Origin of the sequence: Nodosilinea sp. LEGE 06152, assembly GCF_015207525.1 — a bacterium.
Classification (GTDB): Bacteria; Cyanobacteriota; Cyanobacteriia; order Phormidesmidales; family Phormidesmidaceae; genus Nodosilinea.
Window position 1 is genome coordinate 31268 of record NZ_JADEWR010000006.1, and the last position, 21270, is coordinate 52537.

Here is a 21270-nt window from a genome sequence, read left to right on the forward strand (position 1 = left end):
CCCGCCTACCCATTCACTCCATGTACCCCCCCGTTTCCCCGATCATCTTTGAGCTTGGCCCCTTTGCCCTGCGGTGGTACGGGCTGCTGATGTTAGCGGCGATTCTCACGGCGGCGACGGTGGCCGGACGCTACGTGGCCCGCCAGGGCGAAGACCCCGACAACCTCTGGGATATGCTGTTCTGGATTTTGATTCCGGGGTTTCTGGGGGCGCGGCTCTACTATGTGTTCATTCAATCGCCCCGAGGGCCCGAGGGGCTGGGCTACTATCTGCAAAACCCTGGGCAGATTTTGCAGATCTGGGGCGGCGGCATTCACATTTTTGGCGGGTTTATCTTCGGGGCGATTGCCCTCTTTCTCTTCGCCCGCATTCGCAGGCTCAACCCCCTGCCCTACCTCGACGGCATTGCCCTAGGGCTGCCGCTGGCTCAAGCCATTGGCCGCTGGGGTAACTTCATCAACCAAGAACTCTACGGACCGCCCACGACCATGCCTTGGGGGCTGCGAATTGATGCTCAACACCGAATTGCTCCCTACAATAACCTGGCTCAATATCCCGATTCCACTCGGTTTCATCCGCTGTTTCTCTACGAGTCGCTGTGGAATTTTCTTGGATTTGCAGTGTTGTTTTGGCTGTCGCGCCGGTTTGAGAAGCAGCTCAAGCCGGGGGATCTGGCCCTCGGCTACTTAATTTGGTATCCGCTGGGGCGATTTTTCATTGAGTTTCTGCGCACGGATTCGTGGTTTTTCCCCGGTACGCCGTTTAATGTGGTGCATGTGCTGTCGGCAGGGGCGATCGCCATCTCAGCCTTTGTCCTCTACCGCCGCCACCGCCGAATCGCCACCTAAATCTGCGCCTCTAACTTCTCCAGCGCCTGGGAAGTCCCCACCTGCCACGATCGCTTCACCGTCGTCGCAATCCGTTCTGCCAAAGGCAGCCCAGGAAATGTGGGGCTTTCTTCGGCGGCGATATAGCGGTCTTGTCCTCACCCCAATTTCCCAGACTGTTCTCCGATCGCTACAATGGGAGAGTTGAGTATTTGTCGAGTTCAAAGGGTTTAAGTTCCTAGGGTCGCCAGTACTTTGAACCCTGACCTTTACCCTTTCGCCAAAGAATTAGCCATGCCACTGCCTGTTGTTGCGGTTATCGGTCGCCCCAATGTGGGCAAATCTACTCTAGTAAACCGTCTGGCCGGGGCGCAGGATGCCATTGTTTACGACCAGCCGGGGGTGACGCGCGATCGCACCTATCAGCCCGCCTTTTGGCGCGATCGCGACTACCTGGTCGTCGATACAGGCGGTCTGGTCTTCGACGACGACACCGAGTTTTTGCCCTATATCCGTGAGCAGGCCCAGCTTGCCCTTACCGAAGCCAGTGCTGCGGTATTTGTGGTAGATGGCCAGGTTGGCCCTACCGAGTCAGATCGAGAGATCGCCTCGTGGCTCAGGCAGCAATCCGTCCCGGTGCTGCTAGCGGTTAATAAGTGCGAATCGCTCGATCACGGCCTGGTGCAGGCGGCCCAGTTTTGGGAGCTGGGGCTGGGCGAACCCTACGCTGTCTCCGGCATACACGGCACGGGCACGGGCGATCTGCTCGATGCCCTGGTGGAGTTTCTGCCCGAAACGGTTGAAGAAGCCGCCGAAGAAGAAATCAAGGTCGCCATTGTGGGGCGGCCCAACGTCGGCAAGTCGAGCCTGCTGAACGCCTTTGTGGGCGAAACCCGCGCCATTGTCAGTCCAATTTCAGGCACGACTCGCGATGCGATCGACATGCAGGTGCAGCACGGCGACAAAATCTATCGCCTGATCGACACCGCTGGCATTCGCAAGAAAAAGAGTGTGGAATACGGGCCAGAATTTTTCGGCATCAACCGCGCCTTTAAGGCCATCCGCCGCGCCGATGTGGTGCTGCTGGTGATCGACGCCCTCGACGGCGTTACCGAGCAAGACCAGAAGCTGGCGGGCCGCATCGAAGAAGACGGTCGCGCCTGCATTATTGTCATCAATAAGTGGGATGCGGTGGAAAAAGACAGCCACACCATCTACGACTTCGACCACCAAATTTCTGCCCGACTCAACTTTCTCGACTGGGCCAAGCGCATCTTCGTCAGTGCCAAAACCGGCCAGCGGGTGCCGAAGATTTTAGAACTAGTTGATCACGCGGTGGAGCAGCACCGTCGCCGGGTCAGTACCTCAGTCGTCAACGAAGTACTCGAAGACGCGGTGAAGTGGCACACGCCGCCTACCACTCGCCAGGGTCGCCAGGGCCGCATCTACTACGGCACCCAGGTCACCGTGCGCCCGCCCTCCTTCACCCTGTTCGTGAATGATCCCCACCTGCTGAAAGACAACTACCGTCGCTATGTAGAGCGGCAGTTCCGCGAAAACCTGGGCTTTGAGGGCACACCGATTCGCATTTTCTGGCGGGGTAAGGCCATGCGCGACCTGGAGCGCAACAACCCCAACCGAGCGACGAAGGTGTAGGCTTTTGTCTCCGGTGGTTTCAACTCCGCTCATGGTTTCGACTCCGCTCATGGTTTCGACTCCGCTCATGGTTTCGACTTCGCTCAACCACCGGGGGCTGAGCGAAGTCGTTCGTGAAACGTCTCCCGAAGGGAGAAAGCCCGGTTTAGACGGTAAGTAGTTCACAACTCCATGGATCTTCTTCGCTCTCTTCCCATTGGCCTTTACCTGGAGCAGCCGGTCACCTGGCTACACCGGCTCGACCCCAGGGTCAAGATGGCCTGGCTGATGAGCATTTTGGTAACACCCATTTTGGCGAATGCCTACTGGCGGTTTGGGCTGGTGGCGCTGCTGGTGCTGCTGACCCTGGCGGCGCGGATTCCCTTTCGGGTGTGGCGGCAGCAGATGGGCTGGCTGGTGGTGCTAAGCGGCATTGTCATGCTGCTCACCTTTGTCATGCCTGATGGGCTGCAGGTGTCGCAGACGCCGCGATTGCCTACCCCAGCCGATATGGAGACGTTGGACGAACCGCCGGAGGTGCTGCCGGAGTTACCGCAGCCGACATCCTACCGCTACGTGGTGATTGACTGGGGGCCGATTACCGTCACGCGGCGATCGCTCGATCTGGGCATTCGCATTGGCACGCTGTTGTTCACCCTGATCTACGGCACTAACCTCTACCTGCTCACCACCGCTCCCGAAGAAATAACCGTGGCCTTAGAGGCGCTGATGGCTCCGCTGCGGTGGTTTCGCCTGCCCGTGACCGAGATTGCGCTGACGGTGACGCTCTCGTTGCGGTTTATTCCTCTCGTGCTGGAGGAGGTGCAGAATTTGGTGCGATCGGTGCAGACCCGCGCCATCAATTGGAAGAAGCTAGGCTTTCGCGGCTCGGCTCAGGTGTGGCTCTCGGTAATGGAGCGGCTGCTCGAAAACCTGCTGCTGCGGGCCGAACAAATTGCAGCCGCGATGGAGGTGCGCGGCTTTACCAGCCCCAACGAGCACCAGGTGCGCTGGTACCAGCTGGTGCTGCGTACCTGGGACTGGTTTGCCCTGGGGCTGTTGGTAGTGTTCTGGTGGGCCAGGTGGGTGTGGGGAGGCGAGTTTTGAGCTGGTGGGTGCGATCGCAGCCCCTCGGCCACCGCACCGGCAGCGACATCTTCTACGCCCTCTACGGCGACCTATTGCAGCGGCCTCCCAGTCTCGCCAACCTGGTGGCTTTGCTAGAAAGCCCCTATCCCCTGCCCACCGCCGCCCAGCCCCACGCTATTCACAGCCGCTACTCTATCTGTGCTGGGCCACCTTGCCGTGCTGAAGCGCTTCCACGGGTGTGGACTCCAGCGGTAGGCGGCATTTTGCCCATGCTGAGCGAGCGGTTAATTGAGGGAGATCAGCTCCAGCTTTTGGGTGACGAAGCCGAAACCGCCGAGCAAACGCTGCCGTTTACAGGAGGCTGGTTGGGCTGGTTGGGCTACGATCTGGCTTGGGAAATCGAGCGGCTGCCCACATTAAATGACGATCCCTTACCCTTCCCGATCGCACTTTGGTACAAGCCAGCCACCTTCGCCGTTCTCGACCACCAGGCCCAGCGGCTGTGGCTGTTTGCGCCTTCCTCAGAGGTGCTAGATGCTATGGAGAAGCAGCTCAGTCTGCCAGCGGCGGAAGTGGCTCCAATCGCCTCGGTGGCGGGCGATCCCCGTTCTGTAACCCTGGGCATGGCCGCAGCAGAATACCAGCAGGCCGTCCTGCGGGCCAAGCAGCACATTCAGGCGGGGGATGTGTTCCAAGTCAATCTCTCCCTGCGGTTCTCGACCGAGACCACCACCCATAGCTGGGCGCTGTACCACAAACTGCAGTGCATTAACCCCTCCCCCTTTGCCTGCTACTGGCGCACTCCCTGGGGCGATGTGATCAGCTGTTCGCCCGAACGGCTAGTGAAATTGCAGGATGGCACCGCCCAAACTCGCCCCATCGCCGGTACTCGCCCCCGGGGATCAACGCCCGCCGAGGATGCAGAGCTGGCTCAAACCCTGCTAAATAACCCCAAAGAGCGGGCTGAACACATCATGCTGGTAGACCTGGAGCGCAACGACCTGGGGCGAGTCTGCCAGTGGGGTACGGTACAGGTCAATGAACTGCTGACGGTCGAATACTACAGCCACGTGATGCACCTGGTAAGCAACGTGGTGGGGAAACTACAGGGCGATCGCCGTTCCAGAAGTCTATGCCGACACACCGCCCCCAATGCCACCGCTATTGATCTAATCCGCGCCGTCTTCCCCGGCGGCACCATTACCGGCTGCCCCAAGGTGCGCTGTATGGAAATTATCGAAGACCTGGAGCCGGTGCGCCGCAGCTTGTTCTACGGCTCCTGTGGCTATCTAGACCGACGTGGGAATTTAGATCTCAACATTTTGATTCGCACCCTGCTGTTTGGGCATACTGATAGCTTATCGACAGCATCTACCGTATGGGGGCAAGTAGGAGCCGGTATTGTCGCCGACAGCGATCCGTCAAGGGAGTGGCAAGAATCCTTACAAAAAGCGAGGGCGCAACTGCTAGCCTTGGGCTTAGGGTAGCTCCGCAACTACCTGTAACTGACCGCCGATCTGCTTGAGAATGCTTGCATACTGCACACCAAGTTCTAGAATGCATGTGGCGTGAACAGACATGACCCCCATCCTGTCTTCTGACAGAACCTTTTCCATACTTGAATGAGCACAGAAACCTATCTCAATCACCCCAATTTTGGCCTGCTCTTCAGAGTGTGCATGGTAGACGACGGTCAAGAACTGTATGCAACCCTGTACGCCCAGCGGCTGTTTTTTGTGGTGACTCACTCCCCTACCGAAGGGTTGGTGTTTCAACCCCTAGGCCGCAGCAGCGCTCGCCTCATGCTGGAAAGTCGCCTGCGCACTTTGCGGCGGGCGGGCCAGCAGGCCGACTACGATCGCCTACAGCACACCTATAAGCAGACCTTTCAATGACCGCTGCTTCCAGCGCCCTGCCCCAGCACTTTGATGACATTTACCAGAGCATTCCTGCCACCGTTACGCTGATTGCGGTAACTAAGTTTTTGCCGGTAGAAACCATCCGCGCCGCCTACGAGCGAGGGGTGCGGCATTTTGGCGAAAGCCGGGTGCAGGAGGCGATCGCCAAGCAAGCCCAGCTCACCGACCTGCCCGACATTACCTGGCACCTAATCGGCCACCTGCAAACCAATAAGGCTCGCAAAGCCGTCGAACACTTCGACTGGATACACTCGGTTGATAGCCTAAAGCTGGCCCAGCGGCTCGACCAGGCGGCCCAAGAGCTGGAGAAAGCTCCCCACAGCTGTCTGCAAGTCAAGCTGGTGCCCGACCCGCCCAAGTACGGCATAGATGCCGCTGAGCTACTATCCCTGCTGCCCCAATTTGATCAGCTAGAGCATCTCAAAATTCGCGGCCTCATGACGATTCCACCCCAGGGGGCCAGCCCCGATACGGTGCAGGAGGTGTTTGCCGGAGCAAAGGAGCTGGCAGGCACCATCAACCAGGGGCGCTTTAACCGCCTGCACATTGACCAGCTCTCCATGGGTATGTCGGGGGATTACCCGGCAGCGATCGCCTGTGGGGCCACCATGGTGCGTTTGGGTACGGTTCTGTTTGGTGCTCGACCTCCATCTCTCACGTCGGGGTGAGGCGCATCGGCTATTTTCTGCCCCAGTTACTAACTCAAACCAAAGCCGCAGCGACAGGTAGCGCAAGGGCTTGGCCCAATTGCTAAAGTCCTTGCGCTATCTCATTTCAGTAAAGAGAATGTCTATCCCAGGGCTCAATTTAGAGAGTAGTCCGAAGTAATCTAAAAAAACTTTTAACTAATTGTGAATTGACTGTTCCTCCTGGGAATTTCGTGTATACTGTGGACTCAATATTCTGTGTGCAGGGTATTAACGCAGAAACCTAAGCCTGCCTTAGCTCAGCGAGAAGCGATTCATTTCGATGACGTTTGACCACTGGGTTTTTAAAATTCAGGTTTAGGCGGTCAAAAAGCCCTTTTCGAGGGCCTGGCCACCTCCTAACCCCAGGTTAGCTCCATTAATTTTCACAACAGCCGTTGCAAATGGAAATTTGGCGCTATCATGGCCCTCGGATAACCGAAGCATAACGCCTCCCCACCGGTCAATGGCCACGGGGTTGCCTACCTAAGTGATAGTCATCGTGGAGTGTAAGTTGTGAGCAACATGTTTTCTAAACTGCGGGACTTCGTTGGCCTAAACGACCCGGCAGACTACGACTACGAGTACGAAGAAATGGATGGTGAGGAGTACCAAAACCTCTACCAGGAAGAGAATACCCAGCCCATTGTGCAGCCCCAGCCCGAAGAGGTGCGGCGCGCACGCCCCCGTCGCGAACGTATGATGCCCACTGATGCAGGAATGACCCCGATGGCCAGTAACGTAATTGGTATGCCCGGTGCCATGAACGGCACCTCCGAAGTGGTGGTAATGGAGCCTCGCTCCTTTGAGGAGATGCCCCAGGCCATTCAGGCCCTGCGCGAGCGCAAGTCGGTCGTTCTCAACCTCACCATTATGGATCCTGACCAGGCTCAACGCGCTGTCGACTTCGTGGCGGGCGGCACCTACGCCATCGACGGGCACCAAGAGCGCATTGGCGAGAGCATTTTCCTGTTTACCCCCAACTGCGTGCAGGTCAGCACCCCCACCGAGTACGAAGAAGAAATCTTCATGGGTCAGCCTCAGGGTATGCCCATGCCTGGCCAAATGCCCCCCGCCCCCACCTGGGGTGCCGAGCCTATGGCTCGTATGGCCTAGGCGCTGTTTACGCTTACCAACACACGACTATCATCGCCCCCGGTCTAGTACCGGGGGCTACCTTGGGTTATTGTCTTCACTAGCGATCGTTCACGATCGAGTCGTTGGTGAGGTTGGTTATGCCTGAGGCAACATTTGGGGTTATCGGCGGCGGGATGATGGGAGAAGCTCTCATCGCCCGCCTTCTTAATCAGAAAATTTTTGTGCCTGAGGCGGTGATTGTCAGCGACCCCCAGACCGCCCGGCGCGAAGTCTTGCACCACACCTACGGCGTGCAGACCACCGACAGCAACCAGGCGGTGATGGATGGGGCCAAAACCGTTCTGCTAGCGATTAAGCCGCAAGTGCTGACAGAGGTAGCTAAAAACCTTAAAACTCCTGCTCGTGAAACGCCGCCGCTGCTGCTGTCGATTTTGGCGGGCACAACTTTGACCCGACTCCAGGAAGCTTTTCCCGGTTGGGCGGTGGTGCGGGCAATGCCAAATACACCTGCCACCGTGGGGGTTGGGGTGACGGCCCTGGCGGTAGGAGAATCGGTTAGCGAGGGGCAGCGATCGCAGGCCCGCCAGATTTTTACCAGCGTGGGCACCGTAGTTGAGGTGCCCGAGTCGCAGATGGATGCGGTGACGGCGCTGTCGGGCTCTGGGCCGGGGTACCTGGCTTTAGTCGTTGAGGCGCTAGCGGATGGCGGTGTGGCGGTGGGGCTGCCCAGGGCAGTGGCCCTGGAACTGGCGATCGCCACCGTGCGCGGTACCGGCGAACTGCTGCACCAGGGCGACCTGCACCCCGCTGTGCTCAAAGACCGCGTCACCAGCCCCGGCGGCACGACTATTGCGGGCATTGCGGCCCTAGAGGCAGGCGGACTGCGATCGGCCTTGATGGCAGCGGTGCGGGCGGCCTATTCAAGATCGAAAGAACTCGGACAGTCTTGATCAAGCTTCAGGTGATGCAAGCCTACAATTGAAGTGTTTGGGAGCGGAGATAGCCGCAATGCCCACGTTACTTCGCGTTGGCCCCTATCGCTTCTTTTGTTACGTGGGCGATCGCGATGAGCCAGCCCATGTTCATATTGAGCGTGACAGCAGTGAAGCTAACTTTGGCTAATTCCAGTAAGGCTCCAGTTCAATAAAGGATTTTCCTCCAGTGAGATTAACCGCATTCAGAAATTGACCGAGGACAATCAACAACAGTTATTGGAGGCTTGGCATGACTTCTTCAATGGTTGAAATCCTCAACATCCCTGAAATTCAGTAGATTTCTATTTCTGCCGACCTGCTTACGGTTGATCTATCCGATGGGCGCGTTATCGCTGTACCGCTGGCTTGGCATCCTCGACTACTCCATGGCACCTCAGCCGAACGAGACAACTGGCGATTAACCGGCAGTCAAGCAGGCATTCACTGGCCAGATCTGGATGAGGACATTAGCCTGAAGAATATTTTGCTGGGGCAACCTTCGGGAGAAAGTCAGACCTCGTTGAAACAGTGGCTCGACAACCGATACCCTCAAGGGCAAAGCTTGTAGAGGGCACAGCGCTAAAGTGCAGCAATGTATGATTCCAGAATCTTCTACGACCCCATTGCCACTTCATTGACGGCTTGCAGGGCACGGAGATGCCTGCTTCCAGCTCGGGTTGCAACCTGCTCGGCCAGGTACTCGGCGTCGCGGGCGATGCCGGAGAAACGGGCAGACCCCCAGGTGTAGAGCCAGGGCAAGCCGAGAAAATACAGCCCTGGCACTGTAGTGACGCCCCGGCGGTGGCCAGGATAGCCCTGGCCATCGAATACGGGTAGATGGATCCAGCTGAAGTCGAGGCCATAGCCGATGCACCAGATCACTGAGGTGATGTTGGCCTCGCGGTAGTCAATGCCGGTATCGACAGACTTCGGTTCCCATACGGGCCTATAGGGTGGGTCGATGGGCGCATCGATGCCGTTCTTCTCGATGTAGGTGTCGATGGTGCGCTTGATGCTTTCGGCCACGGCGTCGGCCTTATCCAGGTTGTCTTTCAGGTCGTCGCTAAAGGTGAGCTGGGTGCCTTGAATATCGGTCAGCCGCCCGTGCAACCCCATGCCCTGGAGGGCAAAGTGGCGCAGGTCAATTTCGCGCCCCCCGCCGCGTCCGGTGACGTAGTGGTTGGTTTTGTGGCGCACGGTCTCTTTTTGGGGGTGGTCGTCGATCGCCAGGTCGTAGTAGCCCATTTGGTCGAGCCATTCGACTACATCTTTGCCTCGGTAGCGGCGGGGCGATCGCGGCGCACCCCCCACGCACAGATGCACCTGCCGCCCGGCCAGGTGCAGGTCCTCGGCAATCTGGCAGCCCGACTGGCCAGTGCCCACCACCAGCACAGCCCCCTCCGGCAGCGACTCAGGGTTGCGATATTCTGCCGAGTGCAGCTGCAAAATACCTGGTGCCAGCCGCTCTGCCAAACGAGGAATTTTTGGGGTGTGGTAGCCGCCTGTGGCCACCACCACCTGGTCAGCGGTGAAGACGCCTTGGTTGGTCACCACCTCAAAGCTGCCGCCCTCGGGCTGGCGCACCCGTTCTACCTTGAGTCCCGTTTTGAGCGGTAGATCAAAGTGGTTGGCGTAGCGCTCGATGTACTCCACAATGGCGTCGCGACCCATGAAGCCCTCGGGGTCATCGCCGGGGTAGGGGAAGCCGGGCAGCTGGCACTGCCAGTTGGGGGTGACCAAGCAGAACGAATCCCACCGCTTGGTGCGCCAGGAGTGGGCGACCTGGTGCTGTTCAAAAATGATGTGGTTCAGGCCCAGGCGACTGAGGCAGTAGCTAATCGACAACCCCGCCTGGCCGCCGCCGATCACAATTACGCCATAGTGCATAGCCATTATCTGTTACCAATTTTAGGTTTTAGATTCTAGATTTTGGATGGGCAAGTCTGGGGAAGAAACGCTCTCCCGTTGCCTTGTTTTTGTACCCTAGGCCCTTGGTCAGGCGATGCTTGTAACCTTGGCTACCAAAAGGTTTGAACTAACGTTAGTGGTAGGGAGGGGGCTGCGATTTTCCTTCGCAGAGGCTGCGCCAACGCACTTCTACGGTCTTCTTATGGCCCCGATTTGCCCAAATCGGGGCAGTACCCCTATCACTTTCGACAGGGGTAGCCTCTATCAAAAGTGGTAGATCGCCACCGTTCTTCCCCCACCCCTGTTGATTAGGGCAGAACTCCAGGGTTTGTAGTTGCTGATACGGGAACCCACTGGGATCGCCCGTAAGGTGCTGACACGTGCAGCCAGACATCCGCGCTGCCAGCAACTTTGCAAGGAACTAAAACCTATGCCCGAAGTAACTTTGCCAGCCCACCAGGCTGGGGATTTTCTGGTTGATTACGAAGAGAAGGTATTTCCCGATGTGCAGGCCGAGCCTGGCGAAAAAGCCCTGATTACCTTCCATACTGTGGCCTTTGAAGGATCTATCGGTTTAGTAAACCTGCTCCAGGCCACGCGCCTAATTCGTAAGGGCTTTGAGACTTCAGTACTGCTCTATGGCCCTGGGGTCACCCTGGGGGTGCAGCGGGGCTTTCCCAAGCTCAACGACGAAGCTTTCCCCGGTCACCTAGCCATGAACAACCAAATCGTCAAGGTGATGGAACTGGGCGGCAAGGTCTACGCCTGTCGCTTTGCCCTCCAGGCCCTCTACGGCCACGGCGAGCCTTCCCTCATTCCCGGCATTCGCCCCATCAACCCCCTCGACGTGCTCGATCTGGTGCTCATGCACCGCAAAGAAGGGGCCTTTATCCTCGACACCTGGACGATGTAGAACCCTCAACCCCTCTCTTCTGAGAGGGGGGAGCCCCGCAGGGTGGGCACCGCCCACCGCACCCGGCCTTCCATCACCAAATCCTATGGACTACACCAAAACCATTCGCGCCGCCGCCGCCCAGATCAGCCCCGTGCTGTTTAGCTGCGACGGCACCACCGAGAAGGTGCTGGAATCCATTGCCCAGGCTGCCCAGGCTGGGGTGAAGCTGATTGTCTTTCCAGAAACCTTTATTCCCTACTACCCCTACTTCTCGTTTGTGCAGCCACCTGTTCTCATGGGCAAAGAGCACATGCGGCTGTATGAGGAGGCGGTGGCGGTGCCAGGGCCGGTGACCGATGCGGTGGGCCGGGCGGCGCGTTCCTACGGCATGGTGGTGGTGCTGGGGGYGAAYGMNCGGGARKSAGGSWMGSYCTACAACACCCAGCTAATCTTTGACGCCGACGGCACCCTGGTGCTAAAGCGGCGTAAAATCACTCCCACCTACCACGAGCGCATGGTTTGGGGGCAGGGGGATGGGGCCGGGCTAAGGGTGGTCGAAACGGCAGCGGGGCGTGTGGGTGCCCTAGCCTGCTGGGAGCACTACAACCCCCTGGCCCGCTATGCGCTGATGACCCAGCACGAGCAGATTCACTGCGGGCAGTTTCCGGGGTCGATGGTGGGGCAGATTTTTGGCGACCAGATGGAGGTCACTATGCGCCACCACGCTCTAGAGTCGGGCTGCTTTGTGGTCAACGCCACCGGCTGGCTGACGCCTGAGCAAAAGCAGCAGATTACCGCCGACGAGGGGCTGCACCGAGTGCTGTCTGGGGGGTGCTATACCGCCATCATCAGCCCGGAGGGGGTGCCGCTGACGGAGCCCATTACCGAAGGGGAGGGGCTGGCGATCGCAGACCTAGACTTCTCCCTTATCACCAAGCGCAAGCGCATGATGGACTCGGTGGGCCACTACGCCCGCCCCGACCTGCTGCGCCTGCGGTTGAATGCCGAGCCCTGGTCAGTGGTAGAAACGCCCGCCGCCAAAGCGGTTTCTCCTATGGCGAGTGGGGCAAATCAGGCTGCTTTTGCCGATGCAGAGTCCGTTAACCCATCCCCCAAGGAACTAGAGCTGCCCACAGGGTAGGCAGCGGCGGGCCAGACCTTGGGGCTCTTGGGGCTAACAGCAGGTTTAACGTTTGGGCAGCGCATCCGAATCTGGAAGTCTCTTCACACAAAGGCCACTTACACGGAGACAGAATCCCGAGTTCTTGGGACTCACAACCGATCTGGCCTCTGGGCGGCCCATAAGAATTCGGGGTTCTTTGCTCACACAGGTCACTCGTCAGGGGTGGCGCAGATTGACGCAGGTGTTTATCGGGTATTGAACGGCAGGCCATGAACAAGCAACGGCTAATTACTGAGCTACAAACCCACGGGCTGCAAGTGGTGAACTCGCCCCCAGGGGCAGCGGGCAGGCGGGGCGGGGCAGGTCCCTCTGACCACCGCGCCATCACCATCGACGGCACGACTGTTATGGTGCCGGTCTACACCGACAGCGCCGCCCGCTCTCCCTACACCATCAGGGCTACGGCAGCTAGCCCGCTGCATCTAGAAGCCTCGGGGGAAGCGATTGCCCCCGTTGACCTGCCTAACACGCCCAAGTTTTACGGCCTCACCACCGCCGACGGCATCCCCTACTCAAAAATTGCCCTGCTCCACGGGCGTGACGTGCTGGCGACCACGGTGCAGCAGACCTGCATGCGCTACCGCGACCCGGCTACGGCCTGCCAGTTCTGCGCTATCGAAAAATCCCTTGATGCGGGGCGCACGATCGCCCGCAAGACACCGCAACAGCTCGCTGAGGTAGCCGAAGCTGCCGTGCGGCTCGATGGGGTAACCAACATGATCATGACCACGGGCACGCCGAATACGAGCGATCGCGGTGCCGCTTACCTAACTGAATGCGCCGCCGCCATTCGCCAGCGGGTACCAGACCTGCCCATTCAGGCCCAGTGCGAACCGCCGGACGATTTCGCCTGGTTTGAGCGTATGAAGGCAGCGGGTGTCGATAGCCTGGGCATGCACCTGGAGGCGGTGGATCCTGAAGTGCGAGCCAGAATTATGCCCGGTAAGGCGGAAGTTCCTCTCACTGTCTACTTCGAAGCCTTTGAGGCCGCGGTGAAAGTATTTGGCTGGGGCCAGGTGAGCACCTACCTGCTGGCAGGCCTAGGCGACAGCTTAGAAACCCTGGTGGAGGCCAGCGATCGCCTGATCAACCTGGGCGTCTACCCCTTCGTGGTGCCCTTTGTACCCATCGGCGAAACGCCCCTGGCGCATCATCCTGCCCCCAGCAGCGAGTTTATGTTTGCCCTCTACCAGCGAGTAGGGGCAATGCTCAAGCAGTCGGGTATGGCCTCGACAAATATGAAAGCTGGCTGCGCTAAGTGCGGCGCGTGCTCAGCCCTATCTACGTTTGAGGGTTAACGCTTATGGCGCTCCATCGCTACAGTTTTGAACTGGCTAAAACTCCCAATGACCTGGAGGGCTATTTCGCTCTGCGTCAGGCCATCTTTTGCGAAGAACAGGGGCTGTTCGACCACGACGATGCCGATAACCTCGACGGCGTTGCCTATCCTATCGTTGCCATTGACCAAGATGCATCTCCAGAAAATCGTGTGGTTGGCGTTGTTCGCATTTACGAAAAGTCGCCCCGCCTCTGGTACGGTGGTCGCTTGGGAGTACACCCCGACTACCGCCGGGTAGGCCGCATCGGCAAGGGACTGATCCACAAAGCCGTGACCACGGCCAATACCTGGGGCTGCGATCGCTTCCTCGCCACTGTGCAGGAGCAAAACGTCCGCTTCTTCCAGCGCCTCCACTGGGACTCCCTAGAGGAAATGGTGCTCTGCGATCGCAACCACCACCTGATGCAAGCCGACCTGGCCCACTATCCCCCCGGTGATGAGATGCGGCCCGTTTTGCCCTGGTCGGTGCAGCAGGTGTCGTGAAGTGTGGATGGGTGGMNGAGYRMSKGGGYRNAYGGSTGSMWGSRNNAGSGRRTGGATGGGTGGATGAGTGAGTGCGCGGGTAAAAGTGGTTGACGACCCCAGGTTTAAAAGCCCCCCATCGACCAATTTGCAGAACATAGGTTTAAACCGATGACCAGCCAATCCTTTCCGTCGGGTCCAGGGCGGCGGAACGTCCCTGGTCGACGGGGGTCTGGGGCCAGCGACATGGCCCCAGCAGCAAATTTGGCTGCTCACCGCCCACCTCCGCCAGCAACACAATCTATGCCTTACCAGGTAACCTCTCCAAGCATCCCTCAAGCAGTCATGTCAGACGAGCTAAAGCTACGGAAACTAGCCGCCGAACTGCGGCGATCGCTCGGCATTCTCCACAAGCAAGACATCCAAACAGCCGCAGATCGCTTAGGTACCCACGTCTGCTCAACCCACCAAAAGCCGATTCTCCTGGGCGACGACTGCGCCGCCATCCCCGACGGCGACGGCTACCTGCTGCTAGCCGCCGAGGGCATGTGGCCCACCCTAGTCGAAACCGACCCCTGGTTTGCCGGGTGGTGCGCCGTAATGGTTAACGTCAGCGACATCTACGCCATGGGAGGCCGCCCGATCGCCGTAGTTGACACCATCTGGAGCCAGTCGCCAAAATCGGTCGATCCCCTCTGGCAGGGCATGGTTGCCGCTTCTCAAGCCTTCAATGTGCCCATTGTAGGAGGCCACACCAGCTGCCACAGCCCCTACGCAGCTCTCTCTGTAGCCATCCTCGGCCGGGCCAACCGACTGATCACCAGCTTCAGCGCCCAGCCGGGAGATGTGCTGCTGCACGTCACCGACATGCAGGGCAAAATGCACCCCCAGTACCCGTTTTGGAATGCGGCAACAGAGGCCAACCGCGATCGCCTCCGCACTAACCTCGAACTCCTGCCCCAGTTGGCAGAAGCGGGCCTCTGTGACACCGGCAAAGACATCAGCATGGGCGGCATTGTCGGTACAGCGTTGATGCTGTTAGAAACCTCTGGCTGTGGGGCCGTGCTCGATTTGGGGGCGATCGCGCCCCCGCCCGGCGTGGAACTCCTGCCCTGGCTGCTCAGTTTCCCCAGCTATGGCTACCTGCTCAGCGTGCGGCCCGGTACCGTGAGCCACATTCAGGCCCAGTTCCACAGCCGAGGGTTGGTGTGCAACCCCATAGGCACCATCACTGAAGGCCAAACCCTTACTCTCCAACTAGGCGATGTCGCCTTCTGCTTTTGGGATTTTGCCACCGAATCCCTTACCGGATTCGGTAACCGGGTCCCCGAGATTTAATATGGCTCAACCCCTCACGATTGCGCTGCTGACCTACTCTACCAAGCTGAGGGGTAGCGTTGTGCATACCCTAGAGCTGGCGACAGCTCTCACCGATTTAGGGCATCAAGTCTGTGTATATGCCCTCGATAAAGATGGCCGAGGCTTTGATCGAGCGGTTTCAGCCAGGGTTCAGTTAGTACCTGCCGAACCGCCCCCGGTGGGCCTATCCCCCGACCAGGCTACCGACGCGCTAATTCGCCAGCGCATTCAAGAATTTGTCGATTACTTCTTGGCCCGCCCCGCAGAAACTTACGACATCTACCACGCGCAGGACTGCATTGGGGCCAACGCCCTAGGGCAGCTGCGGCAGCGGGGACGGGTGGCCAGCGTGGTGCGTACTGTCCACCATATTGAGGACTACGCCAGTATCTACCTGCGGCAGTGTCAGGATAAGTCGATTCGTGATCCGGATTTGTGCTTATGTGTGAGCGATCGCTGGCAGACGGCCCTCCGCGACGAGTACGGCATCGTCGCCCCGCGAGTACTCAACGGCGTCGATCTCAGGCGGTTTTCTCCAACTCCCTCTGGCCAGGAAGCTGCTCTCAAGGCCCGCTACGGCCTCACGGGTGCACCCATCTTTCTCACCGTGGGCGGCATCGAGCCCCGTAAAAATTCTATTCGCTTGCTGGCAGCCTTTGCCCAGGTGCTCGCCACCCATCCCCAGGCGCAGCTGGTGATTGCAGGCGGGGCCACCCTGTTTGACTACGAACCCTACCGCCGGTCGTTCCTAGCGCTGGCAAACGAGCTAGAGCAACAGCACGGGCCAATGATTGGCAAGTCTATTCTGCTGCCAGGGGTAATTCCTGACGGCGATTTGCCCGCGCTGTACCGCACCGCCGACGTGTTTTGCTTTCCATCGACAAAAGAGGGGTGGGGGCTGGTGGTGCTGGAGGCGATCGCGTCGGGTCTGCCCGTCATTACGGCCAATCAGCCGCCCTTCACCGAGTTTCTCAGCGCTGACCAGGCGCTGCTGGTGGACCCTGATTCGACCAGTGCGATCGCCCAGGCCATGGTGGAGAGCTACAGTCCAGTGATCGCCCAAACGCTAGTCAACCAAAGCCGCCCCATCTTGTCTCAGTACGCCTGGCCTCAGTCGGCGGCTCTCCACGTGCAGCACTACCGGCAGTTGCTCAGCGCTTCGGCCCGGCCGTGACGGCATTTGCGCGAGCGATAGAAAGCGCTTAAAACAACGCCAGTACCGTTGGGGCCAGGGTGTGGGCTTGTGCGGGGTGGCCCGACCGCTACCAGCGGCACGACCTGCGACATTTCTGTCCGTGCTGCTGGTCCCATCCGCTGAAATCCTTACTAGTATTGAGACAGGGGTTATCTCAATGCCATCAGCACTATGGTCAATGCCGTTTCTGTCTCTGCTCCAGTCGATCAGCCGTCCCCGGTGGTAGATGAGGTTATATCCACTGAGGATGTACAGCTCAGCCTGCCCGTAGAAGAGCCTGCCCCCGCGCCGCCGCCGATTCCTCCGGCGACCCTGGCCCTGGCGGCCCAGGACGTACGCATGGTGCTGCGCGAGCAAAACGAGCAGAGCCAGATTTTGACCACCAAGCTCAACATTCTGTTTGTTGCCAATGGAGCGCTGCTGACCAGCCTCAGCATTTCGCGGCTGCTGGTCAGCGGTAGCGTGTTTAGCCTGGCCGAAATCATTGGGTTCTTGGTCAGCTTTTCGCTGCTAATGGGCGCTTTTTTGCCCCGCCAGGTAGCCGTTACGCCCAACTTAGAAGACCGTAAATTTTTAGAAACCTATTTGGCTCTGCCCGAGCAGGACTACCAGCTGCAAATGCTGGTCAACCTGTCAGAAACCTACAATGCCAATAAGCAGCGCCTCGAAGACACTTCACAAAGCCTTAAATACGCGGCTTACACCATCTGGGGCACAACTGCTATCATGCTCGTACATATCCTGGTAATCTACGTGGCTACCGGGTCATCTTCTGGGTTAATCTAGCACCAGTCTAGATCTGGCTAGAAGCTCTGACTCTAACGTTTTTGACCGCTTTCAGCGGGGACCAGTATGAGTGATGGACAACACGAAACGGCCCTAGAACGGCGCGTAGCGCTGCCTGAGCCCGATGTCAGCAACATTACCGTGCTCACCGAAAGCTTGCCCAACGAGCCTGTGCTGCCCTGGCATCACTTTGACTCTCCCTGGCTCGATCGCGATGCTGAAATAGCCTCCGAGGAAAGCGAGGCTGAAGTCACCCTAGAAGCCAGCGATGAGTCTGAACCCACCGAGCAGCTTACCCTGGAGCTAGAGGTGCTGGTGGCTCCCTTAAACGACAGTGCATCTGAAGAATCTGTCGCCTAGACGAACTCTGTCTGTGCAGCTTCTGAGCCGCGTTGCAGCTTGAATGGCGCTAGATGATGCGATCGCTCAGTAGCGCTGTCGAACGATCGACATAAAGCCTTACACAAAGCCTTAGCTGATGAGATTTGACAGAGGCCGGCTTGATAGCTGGCCGAGGCTACTTTGCCAAGACTGCTCGCACTGTGGCCGTGGCAGTTTTCATAAAATATTGATGACTGTTATGCGTGAAAACGGGGATAGCTGGAACTTGAGCTGAGCGATCGCGCTCCCCTCACCTATGGGTTACCAATGCATTTGAAGCGGTTTAACCTGAGGTTATGCCAGCGGGTAGATAAACACGTCTGCCCGCTAACAGATAATCAAACAGGGAAATTTTGCGTTCCTAGATTTATATAATCTTACTTGCATTACTCATGTTTGTTCAAGCGCTGAAAGACCCCATCGTATTCAAACGAAGTCTGGTTGGCGGCCTCAGCTATTCTTCTTTCGCTGTATGAGTCATGGTTAGAAACAATCAGTGATAGGGCTAAAACTCATCTGTTACATGGGCAATCGTAACGGCAGTGCTAACAAACTTCAGCAATGGGGCTCAACTCAATTACCTCTACTCAGTAGTCTAAATTCCTCTGTCGTTATCTTGCAGGAGTGGAGTCGAAAGCGTTGCACCAGTATTTCGCAGAAATGGAGTTAGGGCCACAATGACCCAGAACCGTCCAGGTTTGTTTGGAGGTGGTCAAACGCGATCGACAACGTTGTCGCTCCAGCTGCTGCAGTACGGTGTAGCCGTGCTATCGGTGGCCCTAGCGCTGGGCATCAACCTGCTTTTTCGTACTTACCTCGAGCCGACTCCAACTCCCTTATTTTTTGCTGCGGTTATGGTCAGCGCGTGGTACGGCGGTTTAGGGCCTGGGCTCTTGGCTACGGTGCTATCGACAATTGTGGTTAATTACTTTTATATCTCGCCGCTCTACTCGTTGAATATCAACAACGTAGGCTATCTGATGCGGCTGAGCGTCTTTGTGATGGCGGCGCTTTTAATCAATTCGCTGAATCAAGCCCAGCGGTCGGCACAGCGGAGAGCTGAAGCCAATTTACAGGCCTGGCGCGACAGCGAAGCTCGATTTAGTCGGTTGGCCGAGTCTGGCATTATTGGCACAATTTTGGCCGACCTAAATGGCTCTGTCATTGAGGCTAACGATGCTTTTCTAAATATGGTTGGCTATACCCGAGAAGATTTGTGCTCTGGTCAAGTTCGGTGGCAGGAGATGACGCCAGCCGAATACTTAGACGTGAGCCAGCGATCGCAGGCAGAACTGCGAACGAGCGGAGTCTGTACCCCCTTTGAGAAGGAATACATTCGTAAAGATGGGTCCCGCGCTCCAATTTTGCTGGGCTCTGCCATGCTGACCGAGAACACTGTGATTGGCTTTGTGCTCGATATCACCGATCGCAAACAAACAGAGCTAGCCCTACGCCAGAGTGAAACCACCCTCAATGCCCTGATTGCCAGTTCCCCCGTTGGAATTGCGCTCTTTGATCGCGAGCTGCGCTACGTTCACGCCAACGAGGCCTTGGCAGAAATCAATGGTATTCCCCTCAGCGAGCACCTGGGGCAACGGCTGGAGGAGGTGTTGCCCGCCTGGGCACCGACGGTTGCGCCCATTCTGCAGCGGGTAATGGACACCAATGAACCCCTGCTGAACCAGGAGATATCTGGCGTTACGTCGCCATCAAACTTGATGCGCCATGCCCTGGTCAATTACTTTCCGGTGTGCCTCAGCGATGGACAAGTCTTGGGCGTAGGCGTGACCTCTATGGATGTCACCGGTCGCAAACAGGCCGAAGCCGTTCGCCTGCGCCTGGCAGAGGAACGCGAACAACTGCTGGCGCGGGAAAAAACAGCCCGAGCAGAAGCAGAAACCGCTAACCGCATTAAAGATGAGTTTCTCGCTGTGCTTTCCCATGAGCTCAGGTCGCCGCTGAACCCAATCTTGGGTTGGTCAAAACTGCTGCAAACTCGAAAATTGAGCGAACAAAAAACCCAGCAGGCCCTAGCCACAATTGAGCGCAACGCTAAGCTGCAAACCCAGCTAATTGAAGATTTGCTGGATGTCTCTCGCATTTTGCGCGGCAAGCTGGTGCTAAACATTGCACCCGTTAGCTTAAGTAGCACCATTGAAGCCGCCTTAGAAACGGTAAAACTGGCGATCGAAACCAAAGGAATTCGCATTCAAAAAAGCTTTGGCCACGAGACTGATTTGATCATGGGAGACACGGCCCGACTGCAGCAGGTGATTTGGAACTTGCTGACCAACGCCGTGAAGTTTACGCCCCCCGGAGGAACCGTAGCGATTCGACTGGAGCAAAACCATAACTGTGTTCAAATTCAGGTTAGAGACACGGGTATAGGGATTACTCCAGACTTTCTGCCCTACGTATTTGACTATTTTCGACAGGAAGATGGCACAACAACCCGCAAGTTTGGGGGCCTGGGTCTGGGGCTTGCGATCGTACGACACATTACCGAGCTACATGGCGGCACGGTTTGGGCCGAAAGTTTGGGCGAAGGTATGGGCTCGACCTTCACGGTGCAGCTACCGCTGCTGAAGGGCCAGGACGATGAGGGGCCGGGGCGTGAGGGAGAACCCCCTGCCACCCCCGCGCCCCCGTACCCCCTTGTGGGTATTCACGTTTTAACCATCGACGACGACGGCGATGTTCGCGAATTGGTTGAGTTTGTGCTGCAGCAGGCTGGGGCAAAGGTGCGCGTGGCGGCTTCTGCAACCGAGGCCCTGCAGCAGCTAGAAACATTCTCGCCGGATGTACTAATTTCAGACGTGGGTATGCCCGATATGGATGGTTACATGCTGATGCGGCAAATCAAAGCCTTGGCCCCAGAACGGCAAACCATTCCTGCGATCGCCCTGACGGCCTATGCCGGCGAAATTGACCGCCAGGAGGCGATCGCCGCAGGTTTTCAGCTGCACTTAGCCAAGCCAGTCGAGCCAGAGACATTGATCAATGCGATCGTCACTCTTCTAAACAAAAATTCAGCTAGCGACCCGAATCGGCCGATGCCCTAGCAGCCAACGGCGTGACGTTGATTCACGTTATGTCAATCTGGGGCTTTTCGTTGTAAGTAATCCAGTGCAGATTCAGCGTTGTGAGAATGTTCACCAGCTGGTCAAGATCCGCCGGTTTGACGATGTAGGCATTGGCACCCAAATCGTAGATGCGGTTGATATCTGCGTACTCCCTCGACGAGGTCAGCACAACTACAGGCAAGCGTCGGAGATAGGGCTGTTGGCGAATCCACGACAGCACTTCGGCCCCTGAGCGGCGCGGCAGTTTGAGATCGAGCAGGACGAAAACAGGGATTGGGTAAGCCGCGCGATCGCTGTAGGGGGCGACTCCAGAGAGGTACTCAAGGGCGGCATCGCCGTCGTTTACCACCTGTAGCGGCGTGGCAATGCCAGCTTTTCGAGCGGCCCGCTGCACCAAAAAAACATCCTTTGGGTTGTCTTCGACTAGGAGTATGGTGTGTTCTGTGTTCAT

General features: G+C 57.9%; 22 protein-coding genes. 20 read left to right on the forward strand and 2 right to left on the reverse strand.

What is annotated here, in order from left to right; all coding sequences use genetic code 11:
- The first annotated feature begins 20 nt into the window (after positions 1 to 20).
- From lgt to IQ265_RS30085, 11 genes are all read left to right on the forward strand, one after another.
- Positions 21 to 848, forward strand: a complete 828-nt coding sequence (gene lgt, locus IQ265_RS10560) for a prolipoprotein diacylglyceryl transferase (protein WP_194053200.1) — start codon at positions 21 to 23, stop codon at positions 846 to 848.
- Positions 849 to 1121: 273 nt separating this feature from the next.
- Positions 1122 to 2483, forward strand: coding sequence for a ribosome biogenesis GTPase Der (gene der / locus IQ265_RS10565; protein WP_194053202.1), 1362 nt, complete (start codon positions 1122 to 1124; stop codon positions 2481 to 2483).
- Between the two features lie 171 nt (positions 2484 to 2654).
- Positions 2655 to 3569 (forward strand): energy-coupling factor transporter transmembrane protein EcfT, encoded by a 915-nt coding sequence (locus IQ265_RS10570; protein ID WP_194053205.1) that lies wholly within the window; start codon positions 2655 to 2657, stop codon positions 3567 to 3569.
- Entirely contained in the window at positions 3536 to 5038 is a 1503-nt protein-coding gene (locus tag IQ265_RS10575) for an anthranilate synthase component I (protein ID WP_347404943.1), read from the forward strand. The genes IQ265_RS10570 and IQ265_RS10575 overlap by 34 nt, the downstream gene beginning before the upstream one ends.
- Positions 5039 to 5173: 135 nt before the next feature.
- Positions 5174 to 5446, forward strand: coding sequence for a transcriptional coactivator PipX (gene pipX, locus IQ265_RS10580; protein ID WP_194053207.1), 273 nt, complete (start codon positions 5174 to 5176; stop codon positions 5444 to 5446).
- Positions 5443 to 6138, forward strand: a complete 696-nt coding sequence (locus IQ265_RS10585; protein ID WP_194053209.1) for a YggS family pyridoxal phosphate-dependent enzyme — start codon at positions 5443 to 5445, stop codon at positions 6136 to 6138. Before pipX ends, IQ265_RS10585 begins: the two co-directional genes overlap by 4 nt.
- Before the next feature lie 534 nt (positions 6139 to 6672).
- Positions 6673 to 7272, forward strand: coding sequence for a cell division protein SepF (locus IQ265_RS10590; RefSeq protein WP_194053211.1), 600 nt, complete (start codon positions 6673 to 6675; stop codon positions 7270 to 7272).
- A 119-nt stretch (positions 7273 to 7391) separates the two neighbouring features.
- Positions 7392 to 8204 carry a pyrroline-5-carboxylate reductase gene (proC, locus tag IQ265_RS10595; RefSeq protein WP_194053213.1) on the forward strand — a complete coding sequence of 271 codons (813 nt, stop codon included), beginning with the start codon at positions 7392 to 7394 and terminating at the stop codon, positions 8202 to 8204.
- Positions 8205 to 8262: 58 nt separating this feature from the next.
- Positions 8263 to 8376, forward strand: coding sequence for a DUF4160 domain-containing protein (locus IQ265_RS30655; protein WP_228037783.1), 114 nt, complete (start codon positions 8263 to 8265; stop codon positions 8374 to 8376).
- 44 nt (positions 8377 to 8420) lie between these two features.
- Positions 8421 to 8498: a hypothetical protein gene (locus IQ265_RS30660; protein WP_347404946.1), complete on the forward strand. Its 78-nt coding sequence runs from the start codon at positions 8421 to 8423 to the stop codon at positions 8496 to 8498.
- A gap of 28 nt (positions 8499 to 8526) precedes the next feature.
- A complete protein-coding gene (locus tag IQ265_RS30085) occupies positions 8527 to 8796 on the forward strand; it encodes a DUF2442 domain-containing protein (protein WP_347404947.1) in 270 nt (89 codons plus the stop codon).
- A gap of 44 nt (positions 8797 to 8840) precedes the next feature.
- On the opposite strand, the gene IQ265_RS10610 is transcribed toward IQ265_RS30085, so the two are convergent.
- Positions 8841 to 10121, reverse strand: a complete 1281-nt coding sequence (locus tag IQ265_RS10610; protein WP_194053215.1) for an MSMEG_0569 family flavin-dependent oxidoreductase — start codon at positions 10119 to 10121, stop codon at positions 8841 to 8843.
- Positions 10122 to 10566: 445 nt separating this feature from the next.
- On the opposite strand from IQ265_RS10610, the gene IQ265_RS10615 reads away from it, so the two are divergent.
- From IQ265_RS10615 to IQ265_RS10655, 9 genes are all read left to right on the forward strand, one after another.
- Positions 10567 to 11049: an MSMEG_0572/Sll0783 family nitrogen starvation response protein gene (locus IQ265_RS10615; RefSeq protein ID WP_106922087.1), complete on the forward strand. Its 483-nt coding sequence runs from the start codon at positions 10567 to 10569 to the stop codon at positions 11047 to 11049.
- An 85-nt stretch (positions 11050 to 11134) separates the two neighbouring features.
- Entirely contained in the window at positions 11135 to 12172 is a 1038-nt protein-coding gene (locus IQ265_RS10620; RefSeq protein ID WP_194053217.1) for a Nit6803 family nitrilase, read from the forward strand.
- A 251-nt stretch (positions 12173 to 12423) separates the two neighbouring features.
- On the forward strand, positions 12424 to 13512 hold the full coding sequence (locus tag IQ265_RS10625; protein WP_194053219.1) for an MSMEG_0568 family radical SAM protein: 1089 nt from the start codon (positions 12424 to 12426) through the stop codon (positions 13510 to 13512).
- Positions 13513 to 13517: 5 nt separating this feature from the next.
- The gene (locus IQ265_RS10630; protein ID WP_194053221.1) at positions 13518 to 14036 is read left to right on the forward strand and encodes an MSMEG_0567/Sll0786 family nitrogen starvation N-acetyltransferase; all 519 of its coding nucleotides are present in this window, start codon (positions 13518 to 13520) and stop codon (positions 14034 to 14036) included.
- 324 nt (positions 14037 to 14360) lie between these two features.
- On the forward strand, positions 14361 to 15353 hold the full coding sequence (locus IQ265_RS10635) for a sll0787 family AIR synthase-like protein (protein ID WP_194053222.1): 993 nt from the start codon (positions 14361 to 14363) through the stop codon (positions 15351 to 15353).
- 1 nt (position 15354) lies between these two features.
- Positions 15355 to 16548, forward strand: coding sequence for an MSMEG_0565 family glycosyltransferase (locus tag IQ265_RS10640; protein WP_194053223.1), 1194 nt, complete (start codon positions 15355 to 15357; stop codon positions 16546 to 16548).
- A gap of 192 nt (positions 16549 to 16740) precedes the next feature.
- Positions 16741 to 17355 (forward strand): hypothetical protein, encoded by a 615-nt coding sequence (locus tag IQ265_RS10645; RefSeq protein WP_194053224.1) that lies wholly within the window; start codon positions 16741 to 16743, stop codon positions 17353 to 17355.
- 66 nt (positions 17356 to 17421) lie between these two features.
- Positions 17422 to 17715, forward strand: coding sequence for a hypothetical protein (locus IQ265_RS10650; protein ID WP_194053225.1), 294 nt, complete (start codon positions 17422 to 17424; stop codon positions 17713 to 17715).
- Between the two features lie 698 nt (positions 17716 to 18413).
- Positions 18414 to 20798: an ATP-binding protein gene (locus tag IQ265_RS10655; protein ID WP_194053226.1), complete on the forward strand. Its 2385-nt coding sequence runs from the start codon at positions 18414 to 18416 to the stop codon at positions 20796 to 20798.
- Positions 20799 to 20820: 22 nt separating this feature from the next.
- Here IQ265_RS10655 and IQ265_RS10660 read toward each other — a convergent pair whose 3' ends face one another.
- A complete protein-coding gene (locus tag IQ265_RS10660; protein WP_194053227.1) occupies positions 20821 to 21270 on the reverse strand; it encodes a response regulator in 450 nt (149 codons plus the stop codon).

Bases quoted from the DNA above. Each gene is read 5' to 3' on its own strand.
- lgt (WP_194053200.1), top strand. From the start codon at position 21: ATGTACCCCCCCGTTTCCCCGATCATCTTTGAGCTTGGCCCCTTTGCC.
- der (WP_194053202.1), top strand. From the start codon at position 1,122: ATGCCACTGCCTGTTGTTGCGGTTATCGGTCGCCCCAATGTGGGCAAA.
- IQ265_RS10570 (WP_194053205.1), top strand. From the start codon at position 2,655: ATGGATCTTCTTCGCTCTCTTCCCATTGGCCTTTACCTGGAGCAGCCG.
- pipX (WP_194053207.1), top strand. From the start codon at position 5,174: ATGAGCACAGAAACCTATCTCAATCACCCCAATTTTGGCCTGCTCTTC.
- IQ265_RS10585 (WP_194053209.1), top strand. From the start codon at position 5,443: ATGACCGCTGCTTCCAGCGCCCTGCCCCAGCACTTTGATGACATTTAC.
- proC (WP_194053213.1), top strand. From the start codon at position 7,392: ATGCCTGAGGCAACATTTGGGGTTATCGGCGGCGGGATGATGGGAGAA.
- IQ265_RS30655 (WP_228037783.1), top strand. From the start codon at position 8,263: ATGCCCACGTTACTTCGCGTTGGCCCCTATCGCTTCTTTTGTTACGTG.
- IQ265_RS10610 (WP_194053215.1), bottom strand. From the start codon at position 10,121: ATGGCTATGCACTATGGCGTAATTGTGATCGGCGGCGGCCAGGCGGGG.
- IQ265_RS10615 (WP_106922087.1), top strand. From the start codon at position 10,567: ATGCCCGAAGTAACTTTGCCAGCCCACCAGGCTGGGGATTTTCTGGTT.
- IQ265_RS10625 (WP_194053219.1), top strand. From the start codon at position 12,424: ATGAACAAGCAACGGCTAATTACTGAGCTACAAACCCACGGGCTGCAA.
- IQ265_RS10630 (WP_194053221.1), top strand. From the start codon at position 13,518: ATGGCGCTCCATCGCTACAGTTTTGAACTGGCTAAAACTCCCAATGAC.
- IQ265_RS10635 (WP_194053222.1), top strand. From the start codon at position 14,361: ATGTCAGACGAGCTAAAGCTACGGAAACTAGCCGCCGAACTGCGGCGA.
- IQ265_RS10640 (WP_194053223.1), top strand. From the start codon at position 15,355: ATGGCTCAACCCCTCACGATTGCGCTGCTGACCTACTCTACCAAGCTG.
- IQ265_RS10645 (WP_194053224.1), top strand. From the start codon at position 16,741: ATGGTCAATGCCGTTTCTGTCTCTGCTCCAGTCGATCAGCCGTCCCCG.
- IQ265_RS10650 (WP_194053225.1), top strand. From the start codon at position 17,422: ATGAGTGATGGACAACACGAAACGGCCCTAGAACGGCGCGTAGCGCTG.
- IQ265_RS10655 (WP_194053226.1), top strand. From the start codon at position 18,414: ATGACCCAGAACCGTCCAGGTTTGTTTGGAGGTGGTCAAACGCGATCG.
- IQ265_RS10660 (WP_194053227.1), bottom strand. From the start codon at position 21,270: ATGAACACAGAACACACCATACTCCTAGTCGAAGACAACCCAAAGGAT.